The 25,256-nt window shown below is 68.8% G+C and carries 20 protein-coding genes and 1 riboswitch; of the genes, 11 read left to right on the top strand and 9 right to left on the bottom strand.

The window, feature by feature from the left end:
- Window positions 1-119: 119 nt before the first annotated feature.
- Window positions 120-1,385 carry a PQQ-binding-like beta-propeller repeat protein gene (locus D9V36_RS24095; protein ID WP_164993022.1) on the bottom strand — a complete coding sequence of 422 codons (1,266 nt, stop codon included), beginning with the start codon at window positions 1,383-1,385 and terminating at the stop codon, window positions 120-122.
- A 796-nt stretch (window positions 1,386-2,181) separates the two neighbouring features.
- Here D9V36_RS24095 and trmB point away from each other — a divergent pair.
- The 8 genes from trmB (at window position 2,182) to D9V36_RS24055 (ending at window position 12,899) form a co-directional block, all read left to right on the top strand.
- Window positions 2,182-3,180, top strand: a complete 999-nt coding sequence (gene trmB, locus D9V36_RS24090; protein WP_129295600.1) for a tRNA (guanosine(46)-N7)-methyltransferase TrmB — start codon at window positions 2,182-2,184, stop codon at window positions 3,178-3,180.
- Window positions 3,181-3,208: 28 nt separating this feature from the next.
- On the top strand, window positions 3,209-4,516 hold the full coding sequence (locus D9V36_RS24085) for a PrsW family intramembrane metalloprotease (protein ID WP_129295599.1): 1,308 nt from the start codon (window positions 3,209-3,211) through the stop codon (window positions 4,514-4,516).
- Window positions 4,517-4,586: 70 nt separating this feature from the next.
- Complete coding sequence (locus D9V36_RS24080; RefSeq protein WP_129298650.1) at window positions 4,587-4,976, top strand: very short patch repair endonuclease; 390 nt, start codon at window positions 4,587-4,589, stop codon at window positions 4,974-4,976.
- 113 nt (window positions 4,977-5,089) lie between these two features.
- Window positions 5,090-6,622 (top strand): ATP-binding protein, encoded by a 1,533-nt coding sequence (locus tag D9V36_RS24075; protein WP_129295598.1) that lies wholly within the window; start codon window positions 5,090-5,092, stop codon window positions 6,620-6,622.
- A complete protein-coding gene (locus D9V36_RS24070) occupies window positions 6,612-7,610 on the top strand; it encodes a PD-(D/E)XK motif protein (protein WP_129295597.1) in 999 nt (332 codons plus the stop codon). The genes D9V36_RS24075 and D9V36_RS24070 overlap by 11 nt, the downstream gene beginning before the upstream one ends.
- Before the next feature lie 12 nt (window positions 7,611-7,622).
- Entirely contained in the window at window positions 7,623-10,568 is a 2,946-nt protein-coding gene (locus D9V36_RS24065) for a Z1 domain-containing protein (RefSeq protein ID WP_129295596.1), read from the top strand.
- A gap of 64 nt (window positions 10,569-10,632) precedes the next feature.
- Window positions 10,633-11,631, top strand: coding sequence for a DNA cytosine methyltransferase (locus D9V36_RS24060; RefSeq protein ID WP_129295595.1), 999 nt, complete (start codon window positions 10,633-10,635; stop codon window positions 11,629-11,631).
- Between the two features lie 56 nt (window positions 11,632-11,687).
- Complete coding sequence (locus D9V36_RS24055; RefSeq protein ID WP_164993021.1) at window positions 11,688-12,899, top strand: DNA cytosine methyltransferase; 1,212 nt, start codon at window positions 11,688-11,690, stop codon at window positions 12,897-12,899.
- Here the strand turns inward: D9V36_RS24055 and D9V36_RS24050 are convergent.
- The 3 genes from D9V36_RS24050 to D9V36_RS24040 form a co-directional block, all read right to left on the bottom strand.
- Window positions 12,889-13,629 (bottom strand): DUF6339 family protein, encoded by a 741-nt coding sequence (locus D9V36_RS24050; RefSeq protein WP_241721010.1) that lies wholly within the window; start codon window positions 13,627-13,629, stop codon window positions 12,889-12,891. The two genes, D9V36_RS24055 and D9V36_RS24050, sit on opposite strands and share 11 nt — an antisense overlap.
- Window positions 13,630-13,826: 197 nt before the next feature.
- Window positions 13,827-14,795, bottom strand: a complete 969-nt coding sequence (locus D9V36_RS24045) for a hypothetical protein (RefSeq protein ID WP_129295594.1) — start codon at window positions 14,793-14,795, stop codon at window positions 13,827-13,829.
- Window positions 14,792-16,864 carry a helix-turn-helix transcriptional regulator gene (locus D9V36_RS24040; RefSeq protein WP_241721009.1) on the bottom strand — a complete coding sequence of 691 codons (2,073 nt, stop codon included), beginning with the start codon at window positions 16,862-16,864 and terminating at the stop codon, window positions 14,792-14,794. Before D9V36_RS24040 ends, D9V36_RS24045 begins: the two co-directional genes overlap by 4 nt.
- A gap of 389 nt (window positions 16,865-17,253) precedes the next feature.
- On the opposite strand from D9V36_RS24040, the gene D9V36_RS41080 reads away from it, so the two are divergent.
- Window positions 17,254-17,412, top strand: coding sequence for a hypothetical protein (locus D9V36_RS41080; RefSeq protein ID WP_164993020.1), 159 nt, complete (start codon window positions 17,254-17,256; stop codon window positions 17,410-17,412).
- Between the two features lie 65 nt (window positions 17,413-17,477).
- Entirely contained in the window at window positions 17,478-17,780 is a 303-nt protein-coding gene (locus D9V36_RS24035) for a hypothetical protein (RefSeq protein WP_206739725.1), read from the top strand.
- Between the two features lie 152 nt (window positions 17,781-17,932).
- On the opposite strand, the gene D9V36_RS24030 is transcribed toward D9V36_RS24035, so the two are convergent.
- Both D9V36_RS24030 and D9V36_RS24025 read right to left on the bottom strand, forming a co-directional pair.
- On the bottom strand, window positions 17,933-18,889 hold the full coding sequence (locus D9V36_RS24030) for an aldo/keto reductase (protein WP_129295593.1): 957 nt from the start codon (window positions 18,887-18,889) through the stop codon (window positions 17,933-17,935).
- Between the two features lie 310 nt (window positions 18,890-19,199).
- Window positions 19,200-20,417, bottom strand: a complete 1,218-nt coding sequence (locus D9V36_RS24025) for a M23 family metallopeptidase (protein ID WP_129295592.1) — start codon at window positions 20,415-20,417, stop codon at window positions 19,200-19,202.
- A gap of 11 nt (window positions 20,418-20,428) precedes the next feature.
- A riboswitch (cyclic di-AMP (ydaO/yuaA leader) is annotated at window positions 20,429-20,575 on the bottom strand.
- Window positions 20,576-20,867: 292 nt separating this feature from the next.
- On the opposite strand from D9V36_RS24025, the gene D9V36_RS24020 reads away from it, so the two are divergent.
- Window positions 20,868-22,094 carry a DUF2332 domain-containing protein gene (locus D9V36_RS24020; RefSeq protein ID WP_129295591.1) on the top strand — a complete coding sequence of 409 codons (1,227 nt, stop codon included), beginning with the start codon at window positions 20,868-20,870 and terminating at the stop codon, window positions 22,092-22,094.
- A 116-nt stretch (window positions 22,095-22,210) separates the two neighbouring features.
- On the opposite strand, the gene D9V36_RS24015 is transcribed toward D9V36_RS24020, so the two are convergent.
- The 3 genes from D9V36_RS24015 to D9V36_RS24005 form a co-directional block, all read right to left on the bottom strand.
- Window positions 22,211-23,368: a PP2C family protein-serine/threonine phosphatase gene (locus D9V36_RS24015; protein WP_129295590.1), complete on the bottom strand. Its 1,158-nt coding sequence runs from the start codon at window positions 23,366-23,368 to the stop codon at window positions 22,211-22,213.
- Between the two features lie 170 nt (window positions 23,369-23,538).
- Window positions 23,539-24,147, bottom strand: coding sequence for a hypothetical protein (locus D9V36_RS24010; protein ID WP_129295589.1), 609 nt, complete (start codon window positions 24,145-24,147; stop codon window positions 23,539-23,541).
- 2 nt (window positions 24,148-24,149) lie between these two features.
- The gene (locus tag D9V36_RS24005; protein ID WP_129295588.1) at window positions 24,150-25,256 is read right to left on the bottom strand and encodes a WXG100 family type VII secretion target; all 1,107 of its coding nucleotides are present in this window, start codon (window positions 25,254-25,256) and stop codon (window positions 24,150-24,152) included.

Here is a 25,256-nt window from a genome sequence, read left to right as displayed (position 1 = left end):
AAGCCGCCCGGCCTGCCCCTCGTAAAACGCCTCTCGGCCCCTCCTCCGGTACGAGGCGGGGCCGAGAGGCGGCGGATCCGTGGCGGCGGATCCGTGGCGGCGACGGCGTCCTGAAGGCATCAGCCGAACGGCACCTCGAAGGCCTGCACGCTCGGCCGGTTGTCAGTGAGCCGCTCGCTCTGGATGAAGAGCATGTTGTCCCTGTCCAAGCCCAGTGACATATCGCTGGGGGCCGGAAGATTGTGCTCCTTCTCGTAGAGCGTGCCCTTCACCTTCTCCTTGCCGTCACGCAAGCCGACCATGACCACCAGCTCCTTCACTGCGGAGGCGCCGCTGTCGGGTGAATCGGTCACCATCATCAGGCCTTGGTTGTTCACACCGGCGATGGCCGCCGAGCCGCGCTTCTTCCACAGCAGCTTGCCCGTCTTCATGTCCATCGCCGCAAGCCCGTTGCCCGCGCCGTAACCGGTCACCAGGATCTGCTCGTCCTCATCGACGTAGGTGTTGCGCGGCTCGAACTTCAGGTCCTTCAGCTCGCCCGAGAGCTGGAAGGTGTGGTCCGGCTTGGGCTTGTCCGTATAGGTCTGGATGTAGTGCACGGGATCGGCCGTGCTGCCGCTCTCCGTCAGCAGCGTCAGGGGCCGGTCCGAGAGGGTTCGCACGATCGTGTGATCCTCACCCGTGACCGTCGAATGGATGCTGTCGTACTCCAGGTCCTGGAGCATCAGCTGCTTCTGCGGCTTCGCGTCGGAGCAGTCGCTGGCCACCGCCAGGTACTGGGGGCTCAGCCCGACCGAGTTGGTGCAGTCGTGACCGCGCGCGGTCAGGTCCCAGACCTTCGCTCCACGGCCGACGGAGAAGCCGGCATAGGTCTGGCCGATCGTGACGGCGACGACCTTGCTGTTCACCACGACCCGCGGCTCATGCTCCGCACCGTGACCGTCCTGGAGGTTCTTGGACCACAGCGTGCGGCCGGTGTCGGTGTCGACGACGGAGAGATAGGAGCAGTCGTCGCCACCCGCGTCGAAGACCACGGCACCCACACCGTCGTCACTGGGCTCCGCGGACATCGCGCAGACCTCGCCCGCGCCCTTGGGCGTCTTGACCGTCCACTTCTTCTTGCCGGTCTTGCGGTTGTAGGCCCGTACGCCCTCGCCGTCGCCGTAGATGACGTCGTCGTTGTTGAACCACATCGAGCGCAGCCCGTTCTCGTTCTGCCCCTCGCGCTCGGACACGGACGATGCCGCCTCCCACTTCCGCGGCAGGGCGTTCGCGGGCCGCGCGGCGCCCGGGTCGGCGGAGTCCCCGGAGAAGAGGAAGTACCCGCCGACCCCGGCAGCCACCAGCAGGACCATCACGATCGCCAGGATGAGCGGTACGGGCACGCCGCTGCGACGGGGCCCACCGGGCCCGCCCGGCCCGACCGGCCCACCCTGGAACTGGGGTGCCATGGGGCCACCGGGATACGGCCCCTGACCGGGCACCTGACCCGGCACCTGGCCCGGCACCTGGCCCGGCATCGGTCCCTGGTTCTGGGCGTACGGCGGGGGTGGCTGCTGGCCGCGCGGCGCGGGGTAACCCTGCGGGGGCGGGCCCTGGGGCTGACCCATGGGCGGCGGGCCCTGCGGCGGGCCCATGGGCGGCGGGCCCTGCGGCGGGCCCATGGGCGGCGGGTACTGCACGCCTCCGGGGCCGGGCTGAGCGGGCGGGGCGCCGTACGGGCCGGGAGGCGCCTGCCCCGGACCGGCCGGCGGCTGTTCCGGAGGGCCGAACGCTCCCGCGGGCGGCGGGACGGCCTGCCCCGGTGCCGGCGGGCCGGCGGGCGGCGCTCCCGGAGCTCCCTGGCCGGGCGGCTGTGGCCCCTGTGGATTCCCGGTGTACCCCTGGCCGCCCTGCGACACGATGACCAACCCCCTGATTTGTTTTGCTCACGTCAGCGCCGCATCGTATGCATGCCGCTTCACACCGCGCCAACCTCCCTTTTCGCGAAGGTTCCGGCCCGCCGATTCGGTACGGAGCGCGCGGCTCGAAGGCTCCGTACGGGCTCCGTACGGGCTCCGTACGAGCTCCGGGCGGGCACCGGGCGGGCACCGTACGAGACCCGGGCGGTCCCCAGCCGACCCTCAGGCATTCCCCGGGCTCCCCTCCCCCGGAACCCGCGCCCCGTAGAATCGACGCACTGTGTCCGAGAACCTCACCACCCCCGCCACCCCCGCCGCGGAAGCAGCCGCTCCGACAGCCGGCGCCCAGGCCTCCCCCACCCGGGAAGCCGCCCCGCAGCAGACCGACGTGCAGCAGTCCGGCCCGCAGGAAGCCGAGGCACCCGGAGCCGACACATACGAGGCCGACACGCACGGGGCCACCCCACACGGGACCGACGCCCACGAGGCCGACGCGCAGAACCCCCGCCCCCTCGGCTCCACCGCCGTCTCGGCCGCCACCCCGCGCCGAGGTGCGCCCATGTTCCCCGACGGGACCGGGCCCGCCGCCGACCCCGCGGGTTCGCATCACGAGCGCCGGATCCGCTCCTTCCAGCCGCGCCGCAGCCGCGTGTCGCCCACCCAGGCGGACGCGCTGCGCCGCTTGTGGCCCACCTGGGGGCTGGACATCGACGGCCTCTCCCGTATCGATCTCGACGCCTTCTTCGACGGGCTGCCGGTCGTGCTGGAGATCGGCTTCGGCATGGGCGAGGCCACGGCGCAGATGGCCGCCGCCGACCCGGACACCGGCATCCTCGGCTGCGACGTCCACACCCCAGGGCAGGGCAATCTGCTCGGTCTCGCGGAGCGGAACGGCCTGTCCAACATCCGGGTGGCCAACGGCGACGCCATCATCCTGCTGCGCGAGATGCTGGCCCCCGCCTCCCTCGCCGGCCTGCGCGTCTACTTCCCCGACCCCTGGCCGAAGAAGCGCCACCACAAGCGCCGCCTCGTCCAGCCGGAGTTCATCGCCCTGGCGGCCACCCGGCTCGCGCCCGGTGCCCTCGTCCACTGCGCGACCGACTGGGAGCCGTACGCCGAGCAGATGCTCGAAGTCCTCTCCGCCGAGCCGGCGCTCGAAAACCTCCACCCCGGCTATGCGCCGCGCCCGGACTTCCGCCCGCTCACCAAGTTCGAGGGCCAGGGCCTGGACAAGGGGCATGTCGTCCACGACCTCCTCTTCCGCCGCCGCGACACATAGGGCGAACGCCGCTCGTTAGGGTCGACGGGTGTACCCGTCCCAGCCGCCCCCGCACCCGCCGTCCGCGCCCGCCCCTCCCCCGTACACACCCCACCCGCACGAGGACGCGGCCGCACACCGCCGCCGGACGGCGCCCTGGAACAGCACCACCCTCCGCGCCGTCGCCCTGATCTCGCTGCTCGCGCTCTCCGGCGTGATCATCATCGGCATGGTCCGCCAGGAGACCGGCACCGAAGGCTTCCTGGTCGGCCTCGGCCTGGCCGTCTTCCCGGTGCCGCTCCTCGTCGCGGCGTTCTGCTGGCTCGACCGCGTCGAACCCGAGCCCTGGCGCAACCTCGCGTTCGCCTTCGCCTGGGGCGCCTGCGCCGCCGCCCTGGTCGCGCTCCTCGCCAACGGCTTCGCCACCGACTGGCTGGCCGCCAACATCGCCTCGGCATCCCCCTCCGAGGCCGAGGCCTGGGGCGCCACGGTCATCGCCCCGGTCGTCGAGGAGGTGGCCAAGGCCGCCGCGGTCCTCTTCCTCTACCGCTTCCGCCGCAACGACTTCGACGGCATCACCGACGGCATCGTCATCGCCGGGATCACCGCCACCGGCTTCGCCTTCACCGAGAACGTCCTCTACCTGGGCAACGCCTTCGGCGAGGACCAGTCGATGGGCCACTCCGGGCTGGACTCCCTCACCGCCGGCGCCTTCTTCTTCCGCATCATCGTCTCCCCCTTCGCCCACCCGCTCTTCACGATCCTCACCGGCCTCGCGTTCGGCATCGCCGCCAACCGCTACCCCCGCCGCCGCGCCGCCCGCATCGCGCTCGCCCTCCTCGGGCTCCTCACCGCCGTCCTCCTGCACGCCATCTGGAACGGCGCCTCCTCCCTCGGCGACCCCGGCTTCCTCATCGTCTACGGCCTCTTCATGGTCCCCGTCCTCCTCGCCCTCACCTGGCTGGCGATCTGGGCCCGCAACCAAGAACTGCTCTCCCTGCGCGGCTACCTCGCCCCCTACATCACCGCCGGCTGGCTCACCCCCACCGAACCCGCCGCCCTCTCCTCCCTCAAAACCCGCGCCCTGGCGCGCGATATCGCCCGCACCACCCAGGGCCCCGCCGCCGCCCGCGCCGTCACCGAGTACGCCACCGTCGCCACCACCCTCTCCTTCCACCGCCGCCGAGCCCACCTCCTGGGCCCCGCACCCGACTTCTTCCACCGGGAACAGCACTTGCTGCAGCATTTGCGGTACTACCAGGCCTGGGCACGGCCGGCGCTGACCGATGCACTGGGGACCGGAATCCGGACCCGTGAGCCGCACGGCCGATCACCCCGCCCCGACGGTCGGCCCTGACGCCCCCGGCCCACTCCGGCACAATGGCCGTGTGCCTGCCACACCCTCGTCCCCCGGCGTGTCCGCCCGTATGAGCGTCCAGGCCCGTCGGGACACCGGCCCCGAAATGGCTGTACGACGGCTCCTCCATGCCTCCGGCCATCGCTACCGCTTGCAGCGTCGCGTCCCCGACTTCCCCCGTCGCACGATCGACATCGCCTTTCCCGGACCCAAGGTCGCGATCTTCCTCGACGGCTGTTTCTGGCACGGCTGCCCCGAACATGCCACCCACCCCAAAGCCAATGCCGACTGGTGGCGCAACAAGCTCGACGGCAACATCGCCCGCGACCGCGAAACGACCGCACACCTGGTGGCGCGGGGCTGGACGGTGCTGCGCTTCTGGGAGCACGAGGATCCGGTGGCTGTCGCGGACCGCATCGCCCGTACTCTCACCGATCTCCGGGGCAAAAAAACGCCTTGACAGCCGGACGAAACGATCGCGTTTCAACATCTGCCGTTCCGCTGTCAGCCCTCCGCGCTACGGTCGGAATCGGTCGTACGAATCCATGAGCATGCGTGAGTGCAAGGCGAGCAATGACGGACTGGCAGTTCGATGTCCCCACAACCGGCAGCAAGCATCTGCCCCCTGATTCACGCTACGTGGAGGCTCTCAGCAGCCAGGGTTACGGCTTCGAGGTGGCCATCGCCGACCTCGTCGACAATTCCATCGACGCAGGGGCAAAGGATGTGGTCATCCACTTCCTGAGGGACGACGACCGGTTGGTCTCGCTCCTCGTCGTCGACGACGGTCGCGGAATGGACGAGGAAGCCCTCGACATCGCCATGACCGTCGGTGGGCGCCGCAGTTACGACGTAGGCGCGCTGGGCATGTTCGGCACCGGTCTGAAGTCCGCTTCCCTCTCTCATGCCGACGCCGTGACGGTGGTCTCCACCACCAAGCGCACCCGCGCCGTCGGACGGCGCTGGCTGATGGAGCACGCCAGAGCGGGATTCCAGTGCGACATCGTCGCCCCGGACTTCGCGCAGAAGCTCATCGACCGCTACTACGACAAGCCCATCACATGGCAGGGAACGGTCATCCGCTGGGACGGCGTCAAGGACTTCCCCAAGGTCGGGGGAGGCGGTCAGACCGATCGCTATCTGCACCGCACTATCAACAAGCTCGGGCTCCACCTCGGCCTCCATCTGCACCGCTTCCTCTCCCGCGACACCTTCAACATCACGATCGCGGTCGAGGACGTACGGTCGGGCGTCGTCTATCTCGACTACGGCGTCGAGCCGCTGGACCCGTTCGGCTATCCCGTCACGGGCAACGGCGAGTATCCGCGTCGCTTCACCGCCGATGTCCGGTCTGTGGGAAGCGTGCACCTGCAGGCCCACGTCTGGCCGGCGAAGTCGAATCTCAATGAGTACAAGGCCGTGGGCACGGTCATCGATCGGCAGGGCTTCTACTTCTACCGGAACGATCGACTCGTGCAAGCGGGCGGTTGGAACAACTACCGCCAGCCGGAACCGAACCTGTCCCTCGCCCGCGTGGCCGTCGATCTGCCGGATGACCCGGGCGATGTCTTCCGGCTCACCGTCAAGAAGTCCGGCGTGGAGGCCTCACCGGAGTTCACCGCCGCCCTGGAGCAGGCGGCCGATCTCGAGGGCCGCCTCTTCGACCAGTACTTGGCCGACGCCGACGCGACGTACCGGACGGCGCGCAAGCGCTCCGGGACCACGCGGTCCGAGGTGATCGCTCCCGGCAAGGGAATCGCTCCCGAGGTTCGACACGTCATCGAGGAAGAGCTGCCCTCGGTGCCGTACGAGGAGCCGATCTCGGTGATCTGGAAGAGCCTCCCCCAGGACGTCTTCTTCGACCTCGACCGCGAGGAACACTTGATCGTCCTCAACCAGCACTACCGCACCGCCATCCTGGGCGGCCGACGAGGAGGCATCAACGACGCCCCGATGATCAAGTCGTTGATGTACCTCCTGCTGCACAAAATCTTCGAGTACGAACGCGCCGGCGCGAAGCAGAAGGACAACCTGCAGTTGTGGCAGTCGATCCTGATCGCCGCGGCACGCAGCGAACTGGACAGGGTGGCCGACGATGTCGAGTGAACACGATGCCGCCGAGGCATACACCTCCTGGGTGGACGTCGAGCACTACCTCCACGCGGGCCAGAGCACTTCGTTTCCCCTCCGCACCGCGCGCGGCCCCCGTGTGGACTACGTCGTCACCGACGATCGCTCGATCGCCCTCCATCTCGAGCTGGGGCCCCGCCAGCGGTTGCCCCGTTCCCCGCTTCCTCTTGTCCGGATCGACGAGATCGCGCAGAACGGCATTCGGATGGCCCGGCTCCGGCTCACTCAAGAGCGCCTGTTGCGCGACTTCCACGATCTGCTCAATGCGGTCGCGGACCGCGTGGTCGCCCACGATCGCACCCCCGACCAGGCCTTCAACGAGACGGTACGGGCCTGGAGCGCCCTCCTGGAGCGGCCGCGAACGCTCGACGCCAACAGGCGCATCGGACTGATGGGCGAACTGGCCGTTCTCAACTCCCTCGGGAGCCAACACGGTTGGGAAACCGCGGTCGACGCCTGGACGGGCTCCTTCGCCACCGAACACGACTTCGGCCTCCTGGATCATGACATCGAGGTCAAAACCACATCCTCGGCGCGCCGCCTCCATACGATCCACGGTCTGGGCCAGCTGGCCCCTGTCGAAGGGCGTCCGCTGTGGCTGGTGTCGTTCCAGATCGTGCGGGGTGGCGCGCACGGCCGCACGCTCAGCGAGTGTGTTGCCGCCGTCCGCAACCGCGTCTCACAGGCCGCTCCCGCCACCGTGGCCCGTCTCGACGTCCGCCTCGCAGCCCGGGGTTGGTGCTCCGACGCCACGGACGACGAACGCTGGACCATGCGACCGACGCCCCTCGTGCTGCCTGTGGACGAAGACCTTCCACGTCTTACCCCCGCACTTCTCGCTGCGCTTCCGCAGGAGGCACGAGAGTGCGTCGATGACGTCACCTACCGCATCGATCTGACCCACAAAGCCCCCGTGACATCCCCCGAACCGCCCGCCGCCCTGCGTGCGTTCCGTCTTCCGTAACCGAGGCCCTGAATGACCGACCAGAAAACCGGCGAAGCCCTCCTCCGCGTCCATCGGGCCGCGCTCGACGGCATGAGCCGCACCGGACCCATGGCGCTCGGCCCCACCCTGAGCTTCTACGGCATGCAGATGGCTCCCGACACCGACGTGTCCGAGCTCGCCTTTCGGGACGCGCTGCCGAGCTCCCACCGGCCGGATCCGCTGCTGCAGCTGTGGCACAAGCAACTCACCCAGTGGGACTTCGACGCCGAGGCGAGCTGGACCGATACCGAACCGCGCACGGACTCGCGGCGGGCGGCCACGCACAAGTTGCTCGGTCTGGACGCTGAGACCTGCAAGGTGCTGGACGCCCTGGTTCCGGTATCCACGCTGGCCGGCCCCGTGGTGATCAGCCGGGAATTCGCTCCCTGGCGGGCCACCAAGGCCTATCAGGGGCACGACTGGTACTGGCCGAAGTACGCCGATTACCTCGCGGCGAAGGGGTGGCCGGACGACTCCGTGGCGAACCTCGACGAGGCGGCGGAACGGGTGGTCGAGCGCCTGGCCGACCCCACCGCCGAGGCCGCCTACCAGTCCAAGGGACTGGTCGTCGGGTACGTGCAGTCCGGGAAGACGGCCAACTTCACGGGCGTGATCGCCAAGGCGGTGGACGCCGGCTACCGCCTCGTGATCGTCCTCGGGGGCACTCTCAACCTGTTGCGCGCCCAGACCCAGCGACGTCTGGACATGGAACTGGTGGGGCGCGAGAACATCCTGCGCCACACCGAAGAGGTCCACTCCGACTACTACACGGACAACGCGTGGTTGGAGGACAAGTTTTTGTCCCACGGCGGGCGACCTTCGACGCTGGGCGCGTTCGACATCATCCGCCTCACGACACGCGCCGACGACTATCAACCGCTCGCCCAGGGCATCGGCGAACTCGCCATCGAGAAGCAGGATCCCTCGCGTCGGCTGTACGACCCCGTGAACCTGCACAGCAGTGCCGCCCGACTGATGGTCGTCAAGAAGAACAAGTCCGTACTGGCCAAGCTGGTCAGTGACCTCAAGCGGGTCGGCGGGCTGCTCGACGAGATCCCCGTGCTGATCATCGACGACGAGTCGGACGAGGCTTCGGTCAACACCGCCAATCCCAAGAAGCCCGGGGCTGAGCGCACCGCCATCAACGCGGCGATCTCGCAGCTGCTCCAGCTGCTGCCACGCGCCCAATACGTCGGTTACACGGCGACCCCGTTCGCCAACGTCTTCATCGACCCCGGCGACAAGGCCGACATCTTTCCGCGGGACTTCATCATCTCGCTCGACCGACCGCACGGGTACATGGGCGTACAGGACTTCCACGACCTCGACTCGGATGTGCCGCCCGAGCAACGCGACGTCGCCAACTCCCAGGAGAAGGCCCATGTCCGTGACATCGGCGCGGACGACATCGGCGACGACGCCGACGACGCCACGCTGCGAGAGGCCGTCGACATGTTCGTGCTCACCGCCGCCATGAAGCTCTACCGCGAGGCAGCGGGGCTCGGGTACGGCTACTACCGACATCACACCATGCTCGTGCACGAATCACGCCTCACTGCCGATCATCGCGAACTGCTGGGGCGACTGCGCAGGTTGTGGCTCACAGGCGGCTACACCGGCCCCACCGGGCACGCCCGTCTCCGCGACCTCTTCGAACGTGATCTCCTTCCCGTCTCCCGTGCCCGCGCCGACGGCTTCGCCGTACCGGCGTCGTACGACGATCTCCTTCCCTATGTCGGCACCGCCTGGCAGAACATCGGCGGCGACGACCGCCCGGTGATCGTGGTCAACGGCGACCAGGACATCGAGCGCGGCGAGGCGGATTTCGACGGCAGCCGTATCTGGAAGATCCTCATCGGCGGACAGAAGCTCTCCCGGGGCTTCACTGTCGAAGGCCTCACGATCACCTACTACCGGCGTCGTGCCGGGAACGCCTCCACGTTGATGCAGATGGGCCGCTGGTTCGGCTTCCGCAACGGCTACCGGGATCTCGTACGCCTCTACATCGGCCGCAACGAGACCTCGGGCAGCAGCAAGGAGATGGACCTCTACGAGGCGTTCGAGGCGATCTGCCGCGACGAGGAGATCTTCCGCGACCAGCTCAAGCAGTACTCCGTCATGATCGACGGCTATCCACAGGTGACACCGGCGCTGGTGCCACCCCTGGTTTCCCAGCACCTGCTGAAGCCCACGAGTCCGAACAAGATGCACAACACGCAGCTCGCGGAGATCCGTTCACCGGGCAAGTGGGAGGAACCGACGGCATACCCCACGACGGTTCACGACCTCCGGACCAATACGCGGCTCTGGACACAGGTGCTCGACGGTCTCTCGGACGCTCCGATCACCCTCGGCCACCGGTACGGGACCGCCGGAAGGACCCATGAATTCTCGGCCCTCACGGGGCTGCTGCCCGCCGAGGACCTGATGTCGCTGCTCCGGTCCCTCAAATGGTGCGCCGATCACCAGTTCGCGCCGCACCGCACCTACCTGGAAGAGATCACCACGTCGGCCCAGGTGGACGATTGGCTGGTGCTCGCCCCCCAACACGTCTCCGGGGGCAAGCGCGCCCGCATCGGCACATCGGACCGGGAGCTGTCCTGGTTCAGTCGTGACCGCCGACGTGGCCCCCTGTTCAGCGCGATCAGCGACCCGAAGCACCGGCCCGCCGCCCTGCGCGTCGCGGGCGCACTGCCCTCATGCGGCCATGCCGCAACGGATCGATTCGCCACCGAGCGCCGTGGAGTCATCGCGCTCTACCCGATCGTCGAGTCGCACCACTCCGCGGATGTCGTGTCCTCGGGACGGATCGATGCCGACAAGGCAGTGATCGCGTTCTCCTTCGTCGCCCCCGCCTCCGCCGAGGGGGGTGGGCGAAAGGTGATCCGCTTCACCACCATCGATTCCTCGTGCAGGGACGAAGCGAACGAAATCTGACGAGGAAACCCGGGGGTGTGGGCACACCCCACGCCCACCGGACAGCGAACGCAGGAGACCGACCGTGACACCCCACCGTTTCACCTCACTCGAGATCTGCGCCGGGACCGGTGGTCAGGCACTGGGTCTGGAGACAGCCGGGTTCGACCCCGTCGCACTGGTGGAGAACGACCGGCACTCGTGCACGACGCTGCGGACCAACCGCCCGGCGTGGAACGTCCTGGAGATGGACGTCCTGGAATTCGACCCGGCAGAGCACAGGTACACATACGACGTGGACCTGTTGTCCGCCGGGCTGCCGCGGGTTCGGGCCGTGGCGGCTGCCGCGCGCGGCAGCGACGATCACGAGCGGAAACTCCTGCTGGCGACGGTGTTGCTGGCCTCCGCGGTGCTGCCCCGGGCGGTGCTCATCGAGAATGTTCCGAAGCTCGTCACCGCGGACGCATTCGAGGAACTGCGCACGGAGATCAAGGCGGAGCTGGAGCACCTCGGCTACCGGCTGCACTGGGGCACGGTCAACGCCAAGGACTTCGGCGTCGCGCAGGATCGCGAGCAGGGCCTATTGGTAGCGCTCAAGGGTGCCGCCGGCGATGCCTTCCGATGGCCCGAGCCATCGGTTTCCACGTCCGCGACCGTGGGCGATCTCCTGCATGCCTCGATGTCCGCGCTCGGCTGGCCGTATGCCGACAGATGGGCTGCCGGCGCACAGCGGCCGGCTCCCACATTGGTCGGCGGCTCCAAGAAGCACGGCGGCGCCGACCTGGGGCCCAGCGGCACGAAAAGGGCCTGGGCAGCCATGGGCCTGAGCGGTTGGGGGGTAGGCGACGCCGTACCCGGACCCGACACCGCGTGGGTCACACCTGGCGGCGACGGTAAGTCACTGCCCAAACTCACGATCCAGCAGATCGCCCTGCTCCAGGCTTTCCCGACGGACTGGCAGACCTGCGCCGGCAAGACGTCCCAGTACCGACAGCTCGCCCAGGCCTCACCACCTCCGGTGGCCGCGGCGCTGGGCCGGAGCATCGCCACCGCACTCGCCTCGGCCGATCGCGCCGGCTCATGACGCCACCCGAACACGTCACGACGCCTGCGTGGGGCGGGCGACTAGAATCCACCCTCATGACCAGTCCATCCTCCGACGATTCTCCCTCCGAGTCGATCAAGGTGATCGACCTCTTCTCGGGAGCCGGAGGACTCACCACCGGGTTCCACCGGTATGTGCCGGACGGGCACACTTCGTCCCCCTTCGAGTCCGTCGCCGCGGTCGAGTTCGACACGGCCGCCGCCTCGACCTACGCGGCGAACTTCCCCACCGCGCAAGTTCATGCGGGAGATATCGCGGACTGGGACCCGGGTGACTTCACCGATGCGGAAGTGATCTTGGGAGGGCCGCCCTGCCAGGGTTTCTCCGGGTTGGGCAAGGAAGATCCGGACGACCCGCGTAATCTCTTGTGGCAGGAGTACAAGCGGGTGGTCGAGAAGGTCTCGCCGAAGATCTTCGTCATGGAGAACGTCGACCGTTTTCTCCGCTCTCCCCAGTTCAAAGATCTCCAGAACGCCGTCAAGGGTGGGGAGCTGGGCAATTACACCCTCCGCGTCAAGATCTTGAACTCCGCGGACTACGGAGTGCCCCAGGCTCGGCGGCGCGTGATCGTCATTGGCACGCGCAACGACCTGGCACCGGTGGAACACCCCAAGGCGTCCCACGACCGGCACCCCGAGCGGTGGCAGCAGCAGTTCGAATCGGACGAGCCCGACTCGCCGCCGCTGCCCTGGGTCGCGGTCGGCCCCGCGGTCTTCGACCGCACGAAGCGCATGACGATCAAGGGCGTGGACCTGCCCGACCGACCGGGCGACGAACGGTCACCCCTCGGTCTTCACAAGCCCGGTCCGTTCACCACCCGGGAACTCCACATCGGTCGTACGCCGAAGCCGCTGTCGCTCGCCCGCTACCGAAGAATCCCCCCCGGCGGGAACCGCAATGACCTCCGCGGAGAGTTCGCCGAGATCGATGGCGAAAAGGTCTACCTCTCCACCGAGAGCTGGGACAACCACAACGCCGGCTCCGGCGACGTCATGGGGCGTATGCACTACGACCGGCCGTCGGTCACCATCCGCACCGAACCCCACAAGCCGGAGAAGGGTCGGTATCTCCACCCCACGGAGCACCGACCCATCACCTACTACGAAGCCGCCCTGATCCAGGGCTTCCCCGAAGACTTCAAGTGGCACGGCACCAAGATCGAGATCGCCCGGCAGATCGGCAACGCCGTACCGATCGGGCTGGCCAAGGAACTGGCGCGCGTGGTGCACCAGGCTCTCAAGGGCTGACACCCGGCTTGTCGAGGCTGACGCCGCCGGTGGCGGGGGGCTTCGTGGCCGGCTCCTCGCCCTTCTGCCCTCGCACCCTGACAACGGAGAGAAGCTCCTCGAACCACTTCACCAGCGTCTCGACCGATTGCTCGCTGACGCCTCCGTCGTCCGGCCCCACCGGCAGTCGGTCATCGGGCGCGGCGACGGCCCCGTCACGGGAATCGATCCAGTCCTGCAGAGCTCCGAAATCCTGGAGATCGTCCGGGGCGAGCGCTTCGTAGATCTTGGTGGCCGATGCCGCGTAGGCGCCCTGGGTGAGCGCATTGAGCTGCCGTCCGGTCCGCACCACGTCACGCTCCAGCATGCGGGCCACGGCCTGGGCAGCCGGTCGATACGTGACCAGTTCCTGCCGCAGGTAGGTGTTCAGCACGTCCTGGTTCCGGCAGGCGGTCTCGGCGGGTCCGTAGTCCTTGCCGTCCCGAAAGATCTCGGCCGCCCACCACAGCCGCGAGAAACACTGGCTGAACCACGGGCCGCAGAAGCGGGACGCCTGTCCCACCTCGCGGCGCTCGCCGTCCTTCGGCCTGCCCCAACGCCATTGCACGAAGTCCGGTGCCACGCACAGCGCGAGGAAATTCCACAAGGCCGACTCGGTGGCCTCCGCCCTGGTGAGACGCAACGTGTAGTGGAGACGCGGCGCGAGCCATGCGTCCGAGGCGGCCGGCGAACTCTCCTCGAATCGGCGCATCGCCTCACGGCACAGGTCGCGTATCGCCTCGGAGCCCCACCGCTCGGATCCGTCCGGCGATGGAGTGGACACCTCGTGGAGACGCCGCGACGGAATCTGCTCGAATCCCCGCAGGACCCCGGAGGTCAACACCCTGAGCGCCGCCGAATCCGAGAGGCGTCCGATTCTTCCCTCGGGCACCACGCTCTTGGTGGCTTTCACGCCGTCTCCTCGGTCGCCATACGTCCCACCGTCTTCAATACGCTCGTCACTGCCTTGGGTTTTCTGGACTGGAGGGTGGCTGCGTGCATGAGACGCCTTTGAAGGTCTCCGCCGCTCTCTCCCTCCATCCGGCGCTCGACCAGTTCGGTCAGTGCCTCATCCGGAGTACGGTCCGGGAAAAGGGCGGGCAGCATGCGCTTGAGAACGTCCTCGTGCCACCCCCCCGGCCACTGCGCCACGCCGTCCGATATCCCACTCGCATAAAGCGCGGCGTTGAACATGGCCACCCATGCCTCGGCAGAGATCTGTGATGCCATGATCTCTCGCACGACTTTCTGCTCAGCGGACGCGGCCCTTTCAAGAACGGCCCGCAAACCCTCGACCGCGGAATTCAGGTAGAGGAACGGCTCGTCCGCCTGGCCGTCCAACAACCAGGGATCCTCGCGGAAGGCGTTGAGTTCGGGGTTGGTCTCGTCGGTGAAGTCCTTCCACACCATCTTGATGGAGCGTTGCCGAGTGGGAACATCGGCCTCGAAATCGGCATGCCAGACGTCACGTGCCCTGCCCACGAGGCGCCCGTGCTCGTCTTCGACCTCGGCGACGATCCATGCGTCGATCTCGCACCGGCCCACGTGCTCGCCGCGCCGGAGTTCGACCTCACCGATCCACTGTCCCGCCCCATCGGCGCGCAAGGAGAAGTTGTGCCGGACCTTCGTCCGCCTGTTGCGTACGACCGCCACGCACACCGCTGATTTCCACGGACCGTCCGTCAATTCGTCGCCGTCGGCAGTGACCGAAACCTTGATCCGTATTTCGTTCCAGTCTCCTTTCACCTCGTGCAGAGCGATCACATGTTCCTGATCGGAGATCTTGTCCCAACGACGCGGAGTGTTGTCGACGAACACCCGGTCCACCGACAGGACGACATCGCCCGACAACACCGGATAGGGGAAAATCGCCTTCACTGCGCCGCCTCCTTCGCGCGCGGGACATCCACTTCGATACGCGACATCGCGGCCGGCACCGGGTGATCGGACACATCCGTCACTCCGCTGAAGGTCCCCCGACGTCCCCTGCGGAACAGAAGATTTCCGTGCTTCGTCAATTCACAATTCTGTTCCGGCACCAGTTCCGCCCAGCGGACCGGAGTCCCGCCTCCGTCGCGCCCGGCGAACCGGACGACCGGAGCGAGCACCCAAGGGTCCTCCCGTTCCGGATACTTCACCGTCACACGGACATGCCACGCCGACTGGTCGTCGAGCCATCCCTCGACGGCATGCACGACGGGAAAGCCCTGGGTACGCGCCGCCTTGGGCGGATCCAGGCGGAGCAGTTCCTTGAGGATGTCGGGCCCCTCGTCCTCGTTCTGTTCCGCCTCCTGGCCGCGAAGGACCTCGCGCACTCTTTGTTCCGCATCCCTCTTGAAATCGAGGATGCGCTGCTGAGCGCCTCGGACATAGGTGGCAGTGAGGTCCTCGGTGCCGACCCAGTCGTTGTGGTCCGGCGGTTCCGCGGTCCGCAGCAGCCGCTCGGCCGCCTCCGTGTCGAGAGAGTCCTTACCGGCGGCGGCTCCGGCGAGCAGAACCGCCTGGAAGCTCCGGTGTCCGAGGGGGAGGTCTCCGATCCTCTTGCTCTTCACCACCATGCGCGTGGCGCGCATGTAGGAGATCCGGTCGGGCTTCACCTCGGTGTCTCCCGCGGGCGTGACCAGCAGGACCGCATCGTGCGTCCCGGGTGCCGCCCGATCGGCCGGGGACGTCCCCTTCTCCCGAGGCAGTTTGAGCGTCACCGCGGTTTCGAGCACATCGTCCCGCCCCGTGATCTCCGACACCGTACGTCCGTCGAGGAACGCCTTGACCGCGCGGGATCGAGCAGGTTCATGACGATGCGGGTCGATCGACTGCTCCGCGATCACCGTCCGACCGTTGCGCCACGAGGCGACCGACGCCCGCAGCAGGGGCTCGGACCGTTCGCCCCCCACCATGGAAGCCCAGAAATTGCACGCGATTCCCCGTACCAGGAGCTCGTGCATCTCCTCCAACTGCTCGGCGTCTCCGGAACCGTCATAGGCGCCGATCACCAAGAAGGAGGTGCCCGGCTCGGAACCGTCCCGCTCCAGATGGAGGCTCCGCGCCGTTTCCGGGTCGCCCCACCACGATCGCGCCGCGTTCTCGCGCTCGTGGTCGAGGGCACCGAACCACGCCGGGCCGGCGAATTCCTGGGTCCCGATCGCATGCCAGGGGAGTTCGAGGCGACCCGCCATCCTGCGTTCCCAGCGCCCGTTCTGCGGCTGCGAAAGAGTGCTGTTCACCAGCACGAGACCGAACCGGCTCGCCGCCCACAGCGCCGCCTTCCCCAGGCCGTACGAGCCGCCCTGGGTGTCGGCCTTGCCGCTGTCGAGCGTCCGCCGGATCACTCGCGAGAACCGGCCGTCCTCGTACTCCGGCCCGGTAAGACCCGTGGCGTTGTAGTCGTCGACCCGTAGCAGGACGAGCCGCTGCGTGCGCTCGAGTTCGTGCAAGCCGTCGAGCAGCACACGTCCGACCTTCTGGCTGGGATCGGCCGCCGCCTGCAGGTGCTTCTCGATCTCGTCCCAGCGCAATGCGCGCAGGAAGTCCCGCAGGTGCTGCCCGGTCAGCTCGTGCAGAACGAAACGCGACACCACCGGCCCGCCCTCGAGCCGCTCGTCGAGGCTGTTCTGGGTGGCCTCACGGGCGAGGACCTCCAGATTCGCCGCAAAGGCGAACGCAGCGGCGTTGCCGCCTTCCCGACCGCCGTCCTTCGGCGCCTCACGAAACATCCACTCCAATTCGGAGGATGACGTTCCGGGCGTTCGCAGGTCCACCGCGTCCTCGACCGCCACTTCGAGCGCAGCCGCGATGAGCGTGATCTTCTCGTAGCGCGGAACCGAGCGGCCGTTCACCCACCCGTTCACGGCGGCCGGCGTCACGTCGATCATCTCCGCCAAGGCCTTCTGGGACATCCCGCGTTGCCGCAGCACCCCCTCGAGCCACTCGGCAAAATCCTGTGGCACGCCTCGCTCCCCTCCTCGAACTGATCCTGCCGCAGAGTAGCCCGGTTAATCAGGTTCGATCAAATTTACTTTACTAACAGTCGAGGGTTCACAAAAAGGGCACTTCACAACATAGAGGCCCAGTAGAAGAATCGTTCAAGCGAGGGCTGGACATCCGGCCACGGAGCCGTTCATGATGAATGACCCGCAGGACACCCCTGACGGCCGGACGAACCACCAGGCCTGACGGGTCGCCAGCACCACCCCGGAGGCGACCCGCCCTCCGGGGGATATCGCCCGGCGGCACCCGGCAGCGCATCACGGAAACCCGAAATCTGACTTTCTTCGCATTCCATTCTCTATTCAATAAAAATGGACAATTGGCAATTCAGCTAACAGGAGGGGGTAAAATGCACAACGAGCGGGAGGTACTCCTCGAGTACGGGGCGAACGCCACCGGTTCGGCCCGTGTGATCCACACGCCGCAGGGTGTGGCGATCCAGATGGACGGGGACAAGCCGAACGTCATCGCTGTCCACGAATACGAACGGCCCGCCAAGGAGGAGTGATCCGAATGTACTTCCCCCCGGGGGCGCGAGGTCGGGGGAGTTGTCCCTCGAGGGAGGTTACGGAGATGGTTCGGGTTCCCACGGCAGTGGTTGCAGCAACCGGCCTGGTAGGCGGTTACGCCACCGCCCGCTGGACCAAGAAGCGGCCGCTGGGCGGAGTCGCGCTGGCGGCGGCCGGGGCCGTGGCGGCGCGGGGGTGGCAGCACAAGGCGGGGAACGTGACGGCGGCGGCGCTCAGCGGGGCGTACGTGGCGGCGTTTGCCGGGTCGCATCCGTTGGCCAAGAAGATCGGGGCCTGGCCTTCGGTGTTCGCGGTGGCGGGTGGGGTGGCGCTGGCGTCGTGGGTGGCGGTCGACCGCCGGAAGTAGAGCGGGAGCGGAGGGCGGAGAGGGGGCGAGGCGGGGAGGGGGCGGTGCCGTGCCTGGGTGGCCCGGCTCCCCGGCCCGCCTCCCCGCTCAGGCTCGCCCCTCCCTGGGACACGCCCCCTGGGGGCCAGCCCCCTCCCCATCTCTCAGTGGGTTCAGGCAGAAGCCTCGTTCAGAAGCGCCAGTTCGGCCTCCGTAAGAGCCAGGTCGCCCACCGCCAGCAAGGCCGGCAGCTGCTCCACCGTCCGGGCGCTGGCGATGGGGGCCGCGACGGTGGGCTGGGCGGCGAGCCAGGCGAGGGCGACGGTGGCGGGCTCGGCCTCGTGGGCGGCGGAGACGGTGTCGAGGGCCTGGAGGACGCGTCGGCCGCGGTCGGTGTCGGCGTACTGGGCCGCGCCGCCGGAGCGGGCGCTGTCGACGGTGGTTCCCGGGCGGTACTTGCCGGTCAGGAAGCCGGAGGCGAGGGCGTAATACGGGACCGCGGCGAGGCCGTGGCGGGCGGCCGCGTCGGCGAGTTCGCCCTCGTAGGTGTCGCGGGAGACCAGGTTGTAGTGCGGCTGGAGGGCGACGTAGCGGGCCACGCCCTCGCGGGCGGAGAAGGCCAGGGACTCCTCCAGGCGCTTCGCCGAGATGTTGGACGCGGCGATCTCACGGACCTTGCCGGCCCGGACGAGGTCGTCGAGGGCGGTGAGGAACTCCCCGACCTCGACCGATTCATCGTCGTAGTGGGTGTAGTAGAGGTCGATGTAGTCGGTGCGCAGACGGGAGAGGGAGAGGTCGACCGCGGACTTGATGGTGGCGGCCGACAGACCCTTGTAGTCCGGGTGGGCACCGACCTTGGTGGCGATGACGACATCGTCGCGGTTGCCGCGGGAGGCCAGCCAGTTGCCGAGGACGGTCTCTGATTCGCCGCCCTTGTTGCCGGGGACCCAGGCCGAGTAGACGTCGGCGGTGTCGATGAAGTTGCCACCGCCCGCGACGTAGGCGTCGAGGACGGCGAAGGATTCGCTCTCGTCGGCCGTCCAGCCGAAGACGTTGCCGCCGAGGGACAGCGGGGAGACCGAGAGGGAGCCGAGGGACTGACGATTTCGGGGGGTGTGTGTCGCGGTCATGTGTGGTGGCAACGTCGGGGGGAGCGGAGTTATTCCTTCCGCTCCCCCTGCCCTCTTGGACGCTTCCGACGCCTCCGACACCGTCGGCGCGCCCGGCGCAGCCGGCACTCCCAGCACCCCGCGACGCCCTCGGCGCCAACTTCCGTCCGACGTATGCCCGTTGAAGGCCGCGCGTCACGCCCCGAAGCCGCGTGTCACACGCCGAACCCGCAGGTCACACCCTGAACCCGCACGTCACACCCGGACGCCACGTCACGGACCGCAGCCGCGCCTCACCGCTGAAGCCCACGCGACCCGCCGAAGCCACGCGTCACACCTTGATCCCGTGATCGCGCAGCCACGGCATGGGGTCTATCGGATCACCGGCGTCGGGGCGCACCTCCAGATGGAGGTGCGGGCCGGTGACATTGCCGGTGGCGCCGACGCGGCCGATGACCTCGCCCGTGCTGACCTTGCCGGAGGTCTTCACCATCGAGGACAGATGGCAGAACCAGAGTTCGGTGCCGTCGTCGAGGGTGAGGACGATGCGGTAGCCGTACGAGCCGGCCCAGCCGGCCTGGGTGATGGTGCCGGAGTGCACGGCCTTGACGGGAGTGCCGGTCGGCGCGGCGAAGTCCTGCCCGGTGTGGTCCGCGGCCCAGCGGTCGCCGGCCTGGCCGAAGCTCGCGGTGAGTGTGAACGAGGAGACCGGAGCGATGAAGTTCTTCGCCAGCTCGGCGAGGCGGGCGGCCTCCGCCTTCTGACGGGCCGCTTCTTCGGCCTCGCGCTTGGCCTCCAACTCGGCCGCCTTCTTGGCTGCTGCGGCCTTTTCGGCCGACTTCTGATGGGCGTCGGCTGCCTTGGCGGCCGTCTGGAAAGCGGTGTGCTCGGCGGCCTCGCGGGCCTCCTGCTCGGCGGCACCCTGCTGCGCGTCGGCCTGCTGGAGGATGCGGCTGCGCAGCGCCTCGCCGGCGTCCGCGCCCGAACCCGTCCGGGTGGCCCGGGTGAGGGGCCCGGTGGTGGCCGGAGCCGCCGCCTTGTCCGTTCCGGCTCCTGGGGCCGCGTTGCCGGCTACGGCGGAATCCGCGCCCGAGGCCGAGGCCGAAACCGTGCCTGGGTCCGAAGCCGAAGCCGTGCCCGCGCCCGAATCCGTGCCCTCGTCCGATATGAGGTCACCGATGCCGGGAAGGGACTTGGCGTCCGGCAACTTCTCGGCGAGGTCGTCGGCCATTCCGCCGACGTCCATTCCGCCGACGTCGGGCATCGAGATCGGCACCGGAGGGCGGCCCTCGGCCGTGGCCATTCCGCCGGCACCGACCGCGGCGATGACGCCGACGCCCAGGACCGTGCCACCGCGGGCGAGCCCGCCGCCGCGCTGCTTGGCCACCCGGTGCTTGCCGCGGACCGAGCGGACGGAATCCTCGGTGGGATTCCATTCCTCCCACGGCCCGTCATTGATGTTGTCCGCATCACCGGGGCCCGCGAAGGCACCTCGGTCATCGAGGTCGTAGGCGGACGGACCCTCAGGAGCAGGCCTGTTGGACGCCACGGGGGCGCTCTCCTTTCCTTCCTTCTCGCCTACCGGGTTAGCTGACGGGTTCGGAGCAGGAAGGTCTCCTACGGGCGCCCGCTGGCGGAGAGCGTCCGATTCACCCCAAGGAAGTGGTTCCCCGGTTCCCTTGGTGCAGTTCGAGGTGCTGGAGGTGCGTGAAAAGCGCGTGCGGGATTCGGCGTCTGCGCACGGTGCCGCCTCTTGCGACGGCTGGGACGACCGCGCTGCGTTATCGGACAGTAATAGAGAACGCAGGCGAATTCCAAGCCTTCCCGGGATTTCGTAGCGGCTTCGCGGGAGCCTTGGCCTGGACTTTTGCGGCCAGCACGGCTACAAACCGGGCGAGTTGGCCGTCCGCGCCTAAACGATCTCGGGGCGATTGTGCACCAGTCGTTATGCGGAGGGGTGCCCCTCGGTTACGGAACGTGAGAGCAGTAACGTCGGATCATGGCCGTCAACCTCGGGAACACCGGGAACACCCGTCACGTCGAGCGCGCCGCTGTCGGCGCCTGGGAGGTGGCGGAGCGGTACCGGGAGTTCTCCTGGTGCCAGGCGCGGGGGCGGTCCGCGGCGCATGCGGAGCTGAGCGCGCGGATCAGCCAGGACCCGGAGCTCTGCGATCTGCTGTCGGGATCGCTGCCGGCCGACGGCGCACAGCAGCCGGAGCTTCTGCTCGCCGCCGTCCGCTATCTCGACGGCCCACACGCCGAGCTGGGGCCGCGCAACGAAACGGCGTACGGCCGCTGGCGCGAGTGGACGGTACGGCACTGGGACGAGGTGCGTGCGGTGATCATGCAGCGCTCGCCCCGGGCCGACGAACCGGGCCACTGCGCGACGCTGCTGCCGCTGCTCGCCCGGCTGCCGCAGCCGCTGGCGCTGCTGGAGGTCGGCACGTCGGCAGGGCTGTGTCTGCATCCCGACCGCTATCGCTATCGCTACCGCTACCTGCGCCGGTACGAGGACGACGGGGGAAGCGGCGCCCGACTCACCGAGGCGGAGGCGGAGGCAGCGGCTGAGACAGAGGCGGAGACAGAGACAGAGGCGGAGGCGGAGGCAGGGGCGCCGGAGAGTCCGCTGGTGCTGGAGTGCCGTACGGGGTGGACGGCCGACGAGCTGCCCGGCCGGGACCGGATGCCGCGGATCGTCTGGCGGGCCGGTATCGGCCTCGACCCGCTCGACCCGGCCGCCGAACCGGACGATCTGCGCTGGCTGCAGGCGCTCGTCTGGCCGGGCGACGAGCAGCGCGCCGCACGGCTGTCCGCGGCCGTCGAGGCGGTGCGGGCGGCGCCGCGGCCACGGCTGGTGCGCGGCGACCTGCTCCACGAGCTGCCCGCGCTCGCCGCCGAGGCGCCGCCCGGGGCGACACTGGTCATCTTCCACAGCGCCGCGCTGGCCGACCTCGCGCCCGCCCGCCGCGAGGAGTTCACGCATCTCGTACGGTCGCTGCTGCGCGGACGGCCCGGCGGCGGGCACTGGATCTCCCACGAGCCCCCGTCCGTCCTGCCTTGGATCCCCGCCCCGGCGCTCCGTTCGCCGCACCCGGATGACGCGCGGCTGCTGACCCTCGCTCTGGACGAGCGCCCGGTCGCGCTCACCGGTCCGCACGGCGAGAGCCTGCACCGGCTCCCGGGGGCGGAGGACTCGGCGGAGGGCGTGGCGCAGGGCCGGGCGTAGGACGTGTCGCGAGGCGCGACGGAGGGCGTGGCGTGGGGACCTTGGCGTAGGGGCCTGCCGCAGGGCATGACGAGCGTGCCGGGGCTACGCCTCCCTACGTCCTCCCCACACAGTCCCTACGCCCTCATCGGCCGCTGCACCGCCAACAGGGCCATATCGTCGGCCGGTGCGCCGCCCGTATGCCGTGCGACATCCTCGACGAGCGTGTCCAGGAGGGCGTCCGGCCCCGGGAATCGACGGCCGCGCAGTCTGCTCGCCGGTTGGTAGAAGCGGCCCAGCAGGTCCCTGGCCTCGGTCACCCCGTCGGTGAAGAACAGCAGCAGGGCGCCGGCCGGGAAGAACGTTTCGTCCGACCGGTCCGGCCAGCTCGCCACCTCGCTCATGCCCAGCGGCAGCGCCGGCGCCGCGGGCACCAGCTCACGCAGCCCGCCGTCCAGAGTGAGCAGCAGCGGAGACGGATGGCCGCGGTTGAGCACGCGCAGCACGGACTGCCCGTTGGCGGGGATTTCGGCGAGGACGGCAGTGGTGAACCCCTCGAACTGGTCGAGCCCCGCGCGCCGTCCGCCCTCGCGCTGCAGCGCCCGCTCCAGCCGGCCCGCCACCGCCTCCAGCGTCGTCTCCTGCTCCGCCGCCTCGCGGAAGGCACCGATGACGATCACCGCTGCCTCCACCGCCTCCAGCCCCTTGCCCCGCACGTCGCCGACGATCAGCCGTACGCCGTGCGGGGTGTCCTGCACCGCATAGAGGTCGCCGCCGATCCGGGCATCCGCCCGCGCACCCACGTAGCGGGCGGCGACGCCGAGGCCGGCGAGCCGTTCGGGGGGCGTGGGCAGTACGGCGCGCTGGGCGGCCTCCGAGATGTCCCGTACGGAGGCCAGATGGGCATCGCTCCTCCGGACGAACCGGTTGAGGCCGAGGGCCAGCAGGGCGACCACGAGGACCATGGCGCTCTCCGCCACGGACTCCTGGTAGTCCTCGATGGCACCCCGATAGGTGACGGCCCAGATCTCGCCGAGCACGGCGGTCAGGGATGTGAAGGTGGTACTGCGCAGGGAGGAGACCGACGCGGCGATCAGCGGGGCGGCGCAGAAGAAGGGCGCGGCCGTGTAGCCGGCCGGCGTGACGACACCGACGACCACGCCGCCGGCAATCAGAAGGGCGGGAAGCAGCCGCACCAGGCGACGGCCGGACAACCCGGACAGCTTCGGCCGCCGGCCGCGGCGCACCGGCCGCCCTCCGTCGTCATCCCTGGGACGCACTTCGTCCTGGAGCATCCGCACCGGCCTCTTCCCACTCCCGCCCGTCCGTACGAGCACCGTGGTGGCGGCCGCATCGACGTCCCCAGCGTTTCCGCTACGGCGCCGGGCGGCGAATCCTCGGGAGCCGGATGGGTCATGGCGGGGCCGGGTTGGCCGGCAGCCCACCCCTGGGGCTTCCGGCCTCCTCACTCCGGCCAACGCCACACCCGTTCGGGGAAGTCGTCGATGATCGCCGCGACGGTTTCGGCGAGGGAGAGAAGGTCCTCGTAGGTCTCGCGCCCATGCGTCCACCCGATCATGCGGTTTCCCTCGATGCGCCAGCCCAACCGGACGTCGTGCATGCGCCGTTCCATGGCGTACGTGCTGATGAGGGCAGCGAAGTCGGGATCGGAAGCGCAGTAACGGACCAGGTGGGTGCCGAGGTCCGGCAAGTCCTTGGCGCGACCCGTGGCGCGATTGAGCGCGGGGCGGTTTTCCACCCGATGGGATGCCGCCAATCTGCGGCTCGTCAAGGACGTGGCCGGAAGTGCGCGGGGAAGCGGGAGTACGGCCACCGAGTAGGTCCATGCGACATTCGCCTTGGCGCCGCGCTGCCATGCGAGGAGGTGGAACAGGCTCACTTCCCGACCGTGGAGGCTGCCCTGGAGCAGGTCACGAAGAGCGAGGCCGTCGGGGCCGAGGCTGAAGGGGTAGCCGCCGCGGTCGAATGTGGCGAGGTAGTCCCGGGCGTGCTTGCGGTACTTCCAGGCCGGATCGTCACGGAAACGTTTGATGCTTTTGCGGACTTCGAACACTGTCAGTCAGAGCTGCCCAGTTCAGTATTGGCGGCGTTGCCGGCGCCGTAGATGGTGCCGTCGACGGGGATCTGCTGCCAACCGGGGAACCCGTTTCGGTTGGTTGCACGGTGCTCGCCACCGCCGTCGTTGATCTTTTCGCCTGCGTGGTTTGCGCCGCCGGCGGTAGCGCCGGCAGCGCCACTGAACGCCGCGTCCCGGAGGATGTCCTTGTCCTCCCCTTCGAAGATGATCTCCGCCCCGTCCGCCGCGGCCTGGCCGCCCGCGCTGCCCACACCCTCCGTGGCCATCCTGCCAAGCAGGTTCTTACCCTCCAGCCCCGCGCCGATGGCCTTGCCGGGAGCCCACGCTCCTTCAGCAGCATGCTGTCCCGTACTGGTCGCCCATTTGTCCACTTTCTCCCCGATCCTGCCCGCCCCTTCCGTGATCCCCGTGCCCACCAGCCCGGCCACGGCGGCATCCTGAAGGTCCTGCCCCGTGGTCCTCCAGGTGATCTCCTGGCCGGTGACGAGCTTCCCGCCGACATTGCCGATGAAGTTGGCGCCGGTGTTCTTGCCGAACTCGATGGCGAACTTGAGCAGCTTGCTGTCCGCCATCGCCTCCTTCACCCTCTCCATCTCCTTGGCAACCCTGATCAGGAGCTGTCCGAGCCGGGTGACCTCCGCCGTCGCCTCGGCGATCTCCGCTTCGGCCGCGCCCGCCGCAATGGCGTCGGAGAAGCCAGCGGTCAGCACCGACAGTCCGATGCCGATCGCCACCGTCGCAAGGACCTCCTCGACCACGCGGTGGACCTCGTCATTGGCCTTCTGGATCGCATCAGCGGTGGTGTCCAGCTGATGCGCCACGGTTGCGAACTGCGGCAGAGCCTTCTCCACCTGGCTCCTGGTGTGTTTCCAGTGGGCGTGGAAGGCGTCGGCAGCGGCGCCGGTCCAGTTGTCGCCAAGCCGGGTGACCTCGTGGTCCTGGGCCTCGACCGTGCTCTTCAGATCATGGGCCATGTGGCGCCACGCCTCGGCACAGGCGCGCAGGACGGACGGATCCCCACCGGGGTTGAACAGGTTGAAGCTCTTCTCGATCTTCGGCTGCTGCTCATGCTGCGAGTCGGCCAT

This window comes from Streptomyces lydicus (assembly GCF_004125265.1).
Taxonomy (GTDB): domain Bacteria; phylum Actinomycetota; class Actinomycetes; order Streptomycetales; family Streptomycetaceae; genus Streptomyces; species Streptomyces lydicus_C.
The sequence above is the reverse complement of the archived record's forward strand: the minus strand, read 5'-3'. Positions and strand labels throughout refer to the sequence as shown.

Coding starts and splice junctions, on each gene's coding strand:
- D9V36_RS24005 (WP_129295588.1), bottom strand. CDS start 25,256: ATGGCCGACTCGCAGCATGAGCAGCAGCCGAAGATCGAGAAGAGCTTC.
- D9V36_RS24020 (WP_129295591.1), top strand. CDS start 20,868: ATGGCCGTCAACCTCGGGAACACCGGGAACACCCGTCACGTCGAGCGC.
- D9V36_RS24015 (WP_129295590.1), bottom strand. CDS start 23,368: ATGCTCCAGGACGAAGTGCGTCCCAGGGATGACGACGGAGGGCGGCCG.
- D9V36_RS24075 (WP_129295598.1), top strand. CDS start 5,090: ATGACGGACTGGCAGTTCGATGTCCCCACAACCGGCAGCAAGCATCTG.
- D9V36_RS24065 (WP_129295596.1), top strand. CDS start 7,623: ATGACCGACCAGAAAACCGGCGAAGCCCTCCTCCGCGTCCATCGGGCC.
- D9V36_RS24030 (WP_129295593.1), bottom strand. CDS start 18,889: ATGACCGCGACACACACCCCCCGAAATCGTCAGTCCCTCGGCTCCCTC.
- D9V36_RS24035 (WP_206739725.1), top strand. CDS start 17,478: ATGGTTCGGGTTCCCACGGCAGTGGTTGCAGCAACCGGCCTGGTAGGC.
- D9V36_RS24050 (WP_241721010.1), bottom strand. CDS start 13,629: ATGCGCCGATTCGAGGAGAGTTCGCCGGCCGCCTCGGACGCATGGCTC.
- D9V36_RS24070 (WP_129295597.1), top strand. CDS start 6,612: ATGTCGAGTGAACACGATGCCGCCGAGGCATACACCTCCTGGGTGGAC.
- D9V36_RS24055 (WP_164993021.1), top strand. CDS start 11,688: ATGACCAGTCCATCCTCCGACGATTCTCCCTCCGAGTCGATCAAGGTG.
- D9V36_RS41080 (WP_164993020.1), top strand. CDS start 17,254: ATGCACAACGAGCGGGAGGTACTCCTCGAGTACGGGGCGAACGCCACC.
- D9V36_RS24080 (WP_129298650.1), top strand. CDS start 4,587: ATGAGCGTCCAGGCCCGTCGGGACACCGGCCCCGAAATGGCTGTACGA.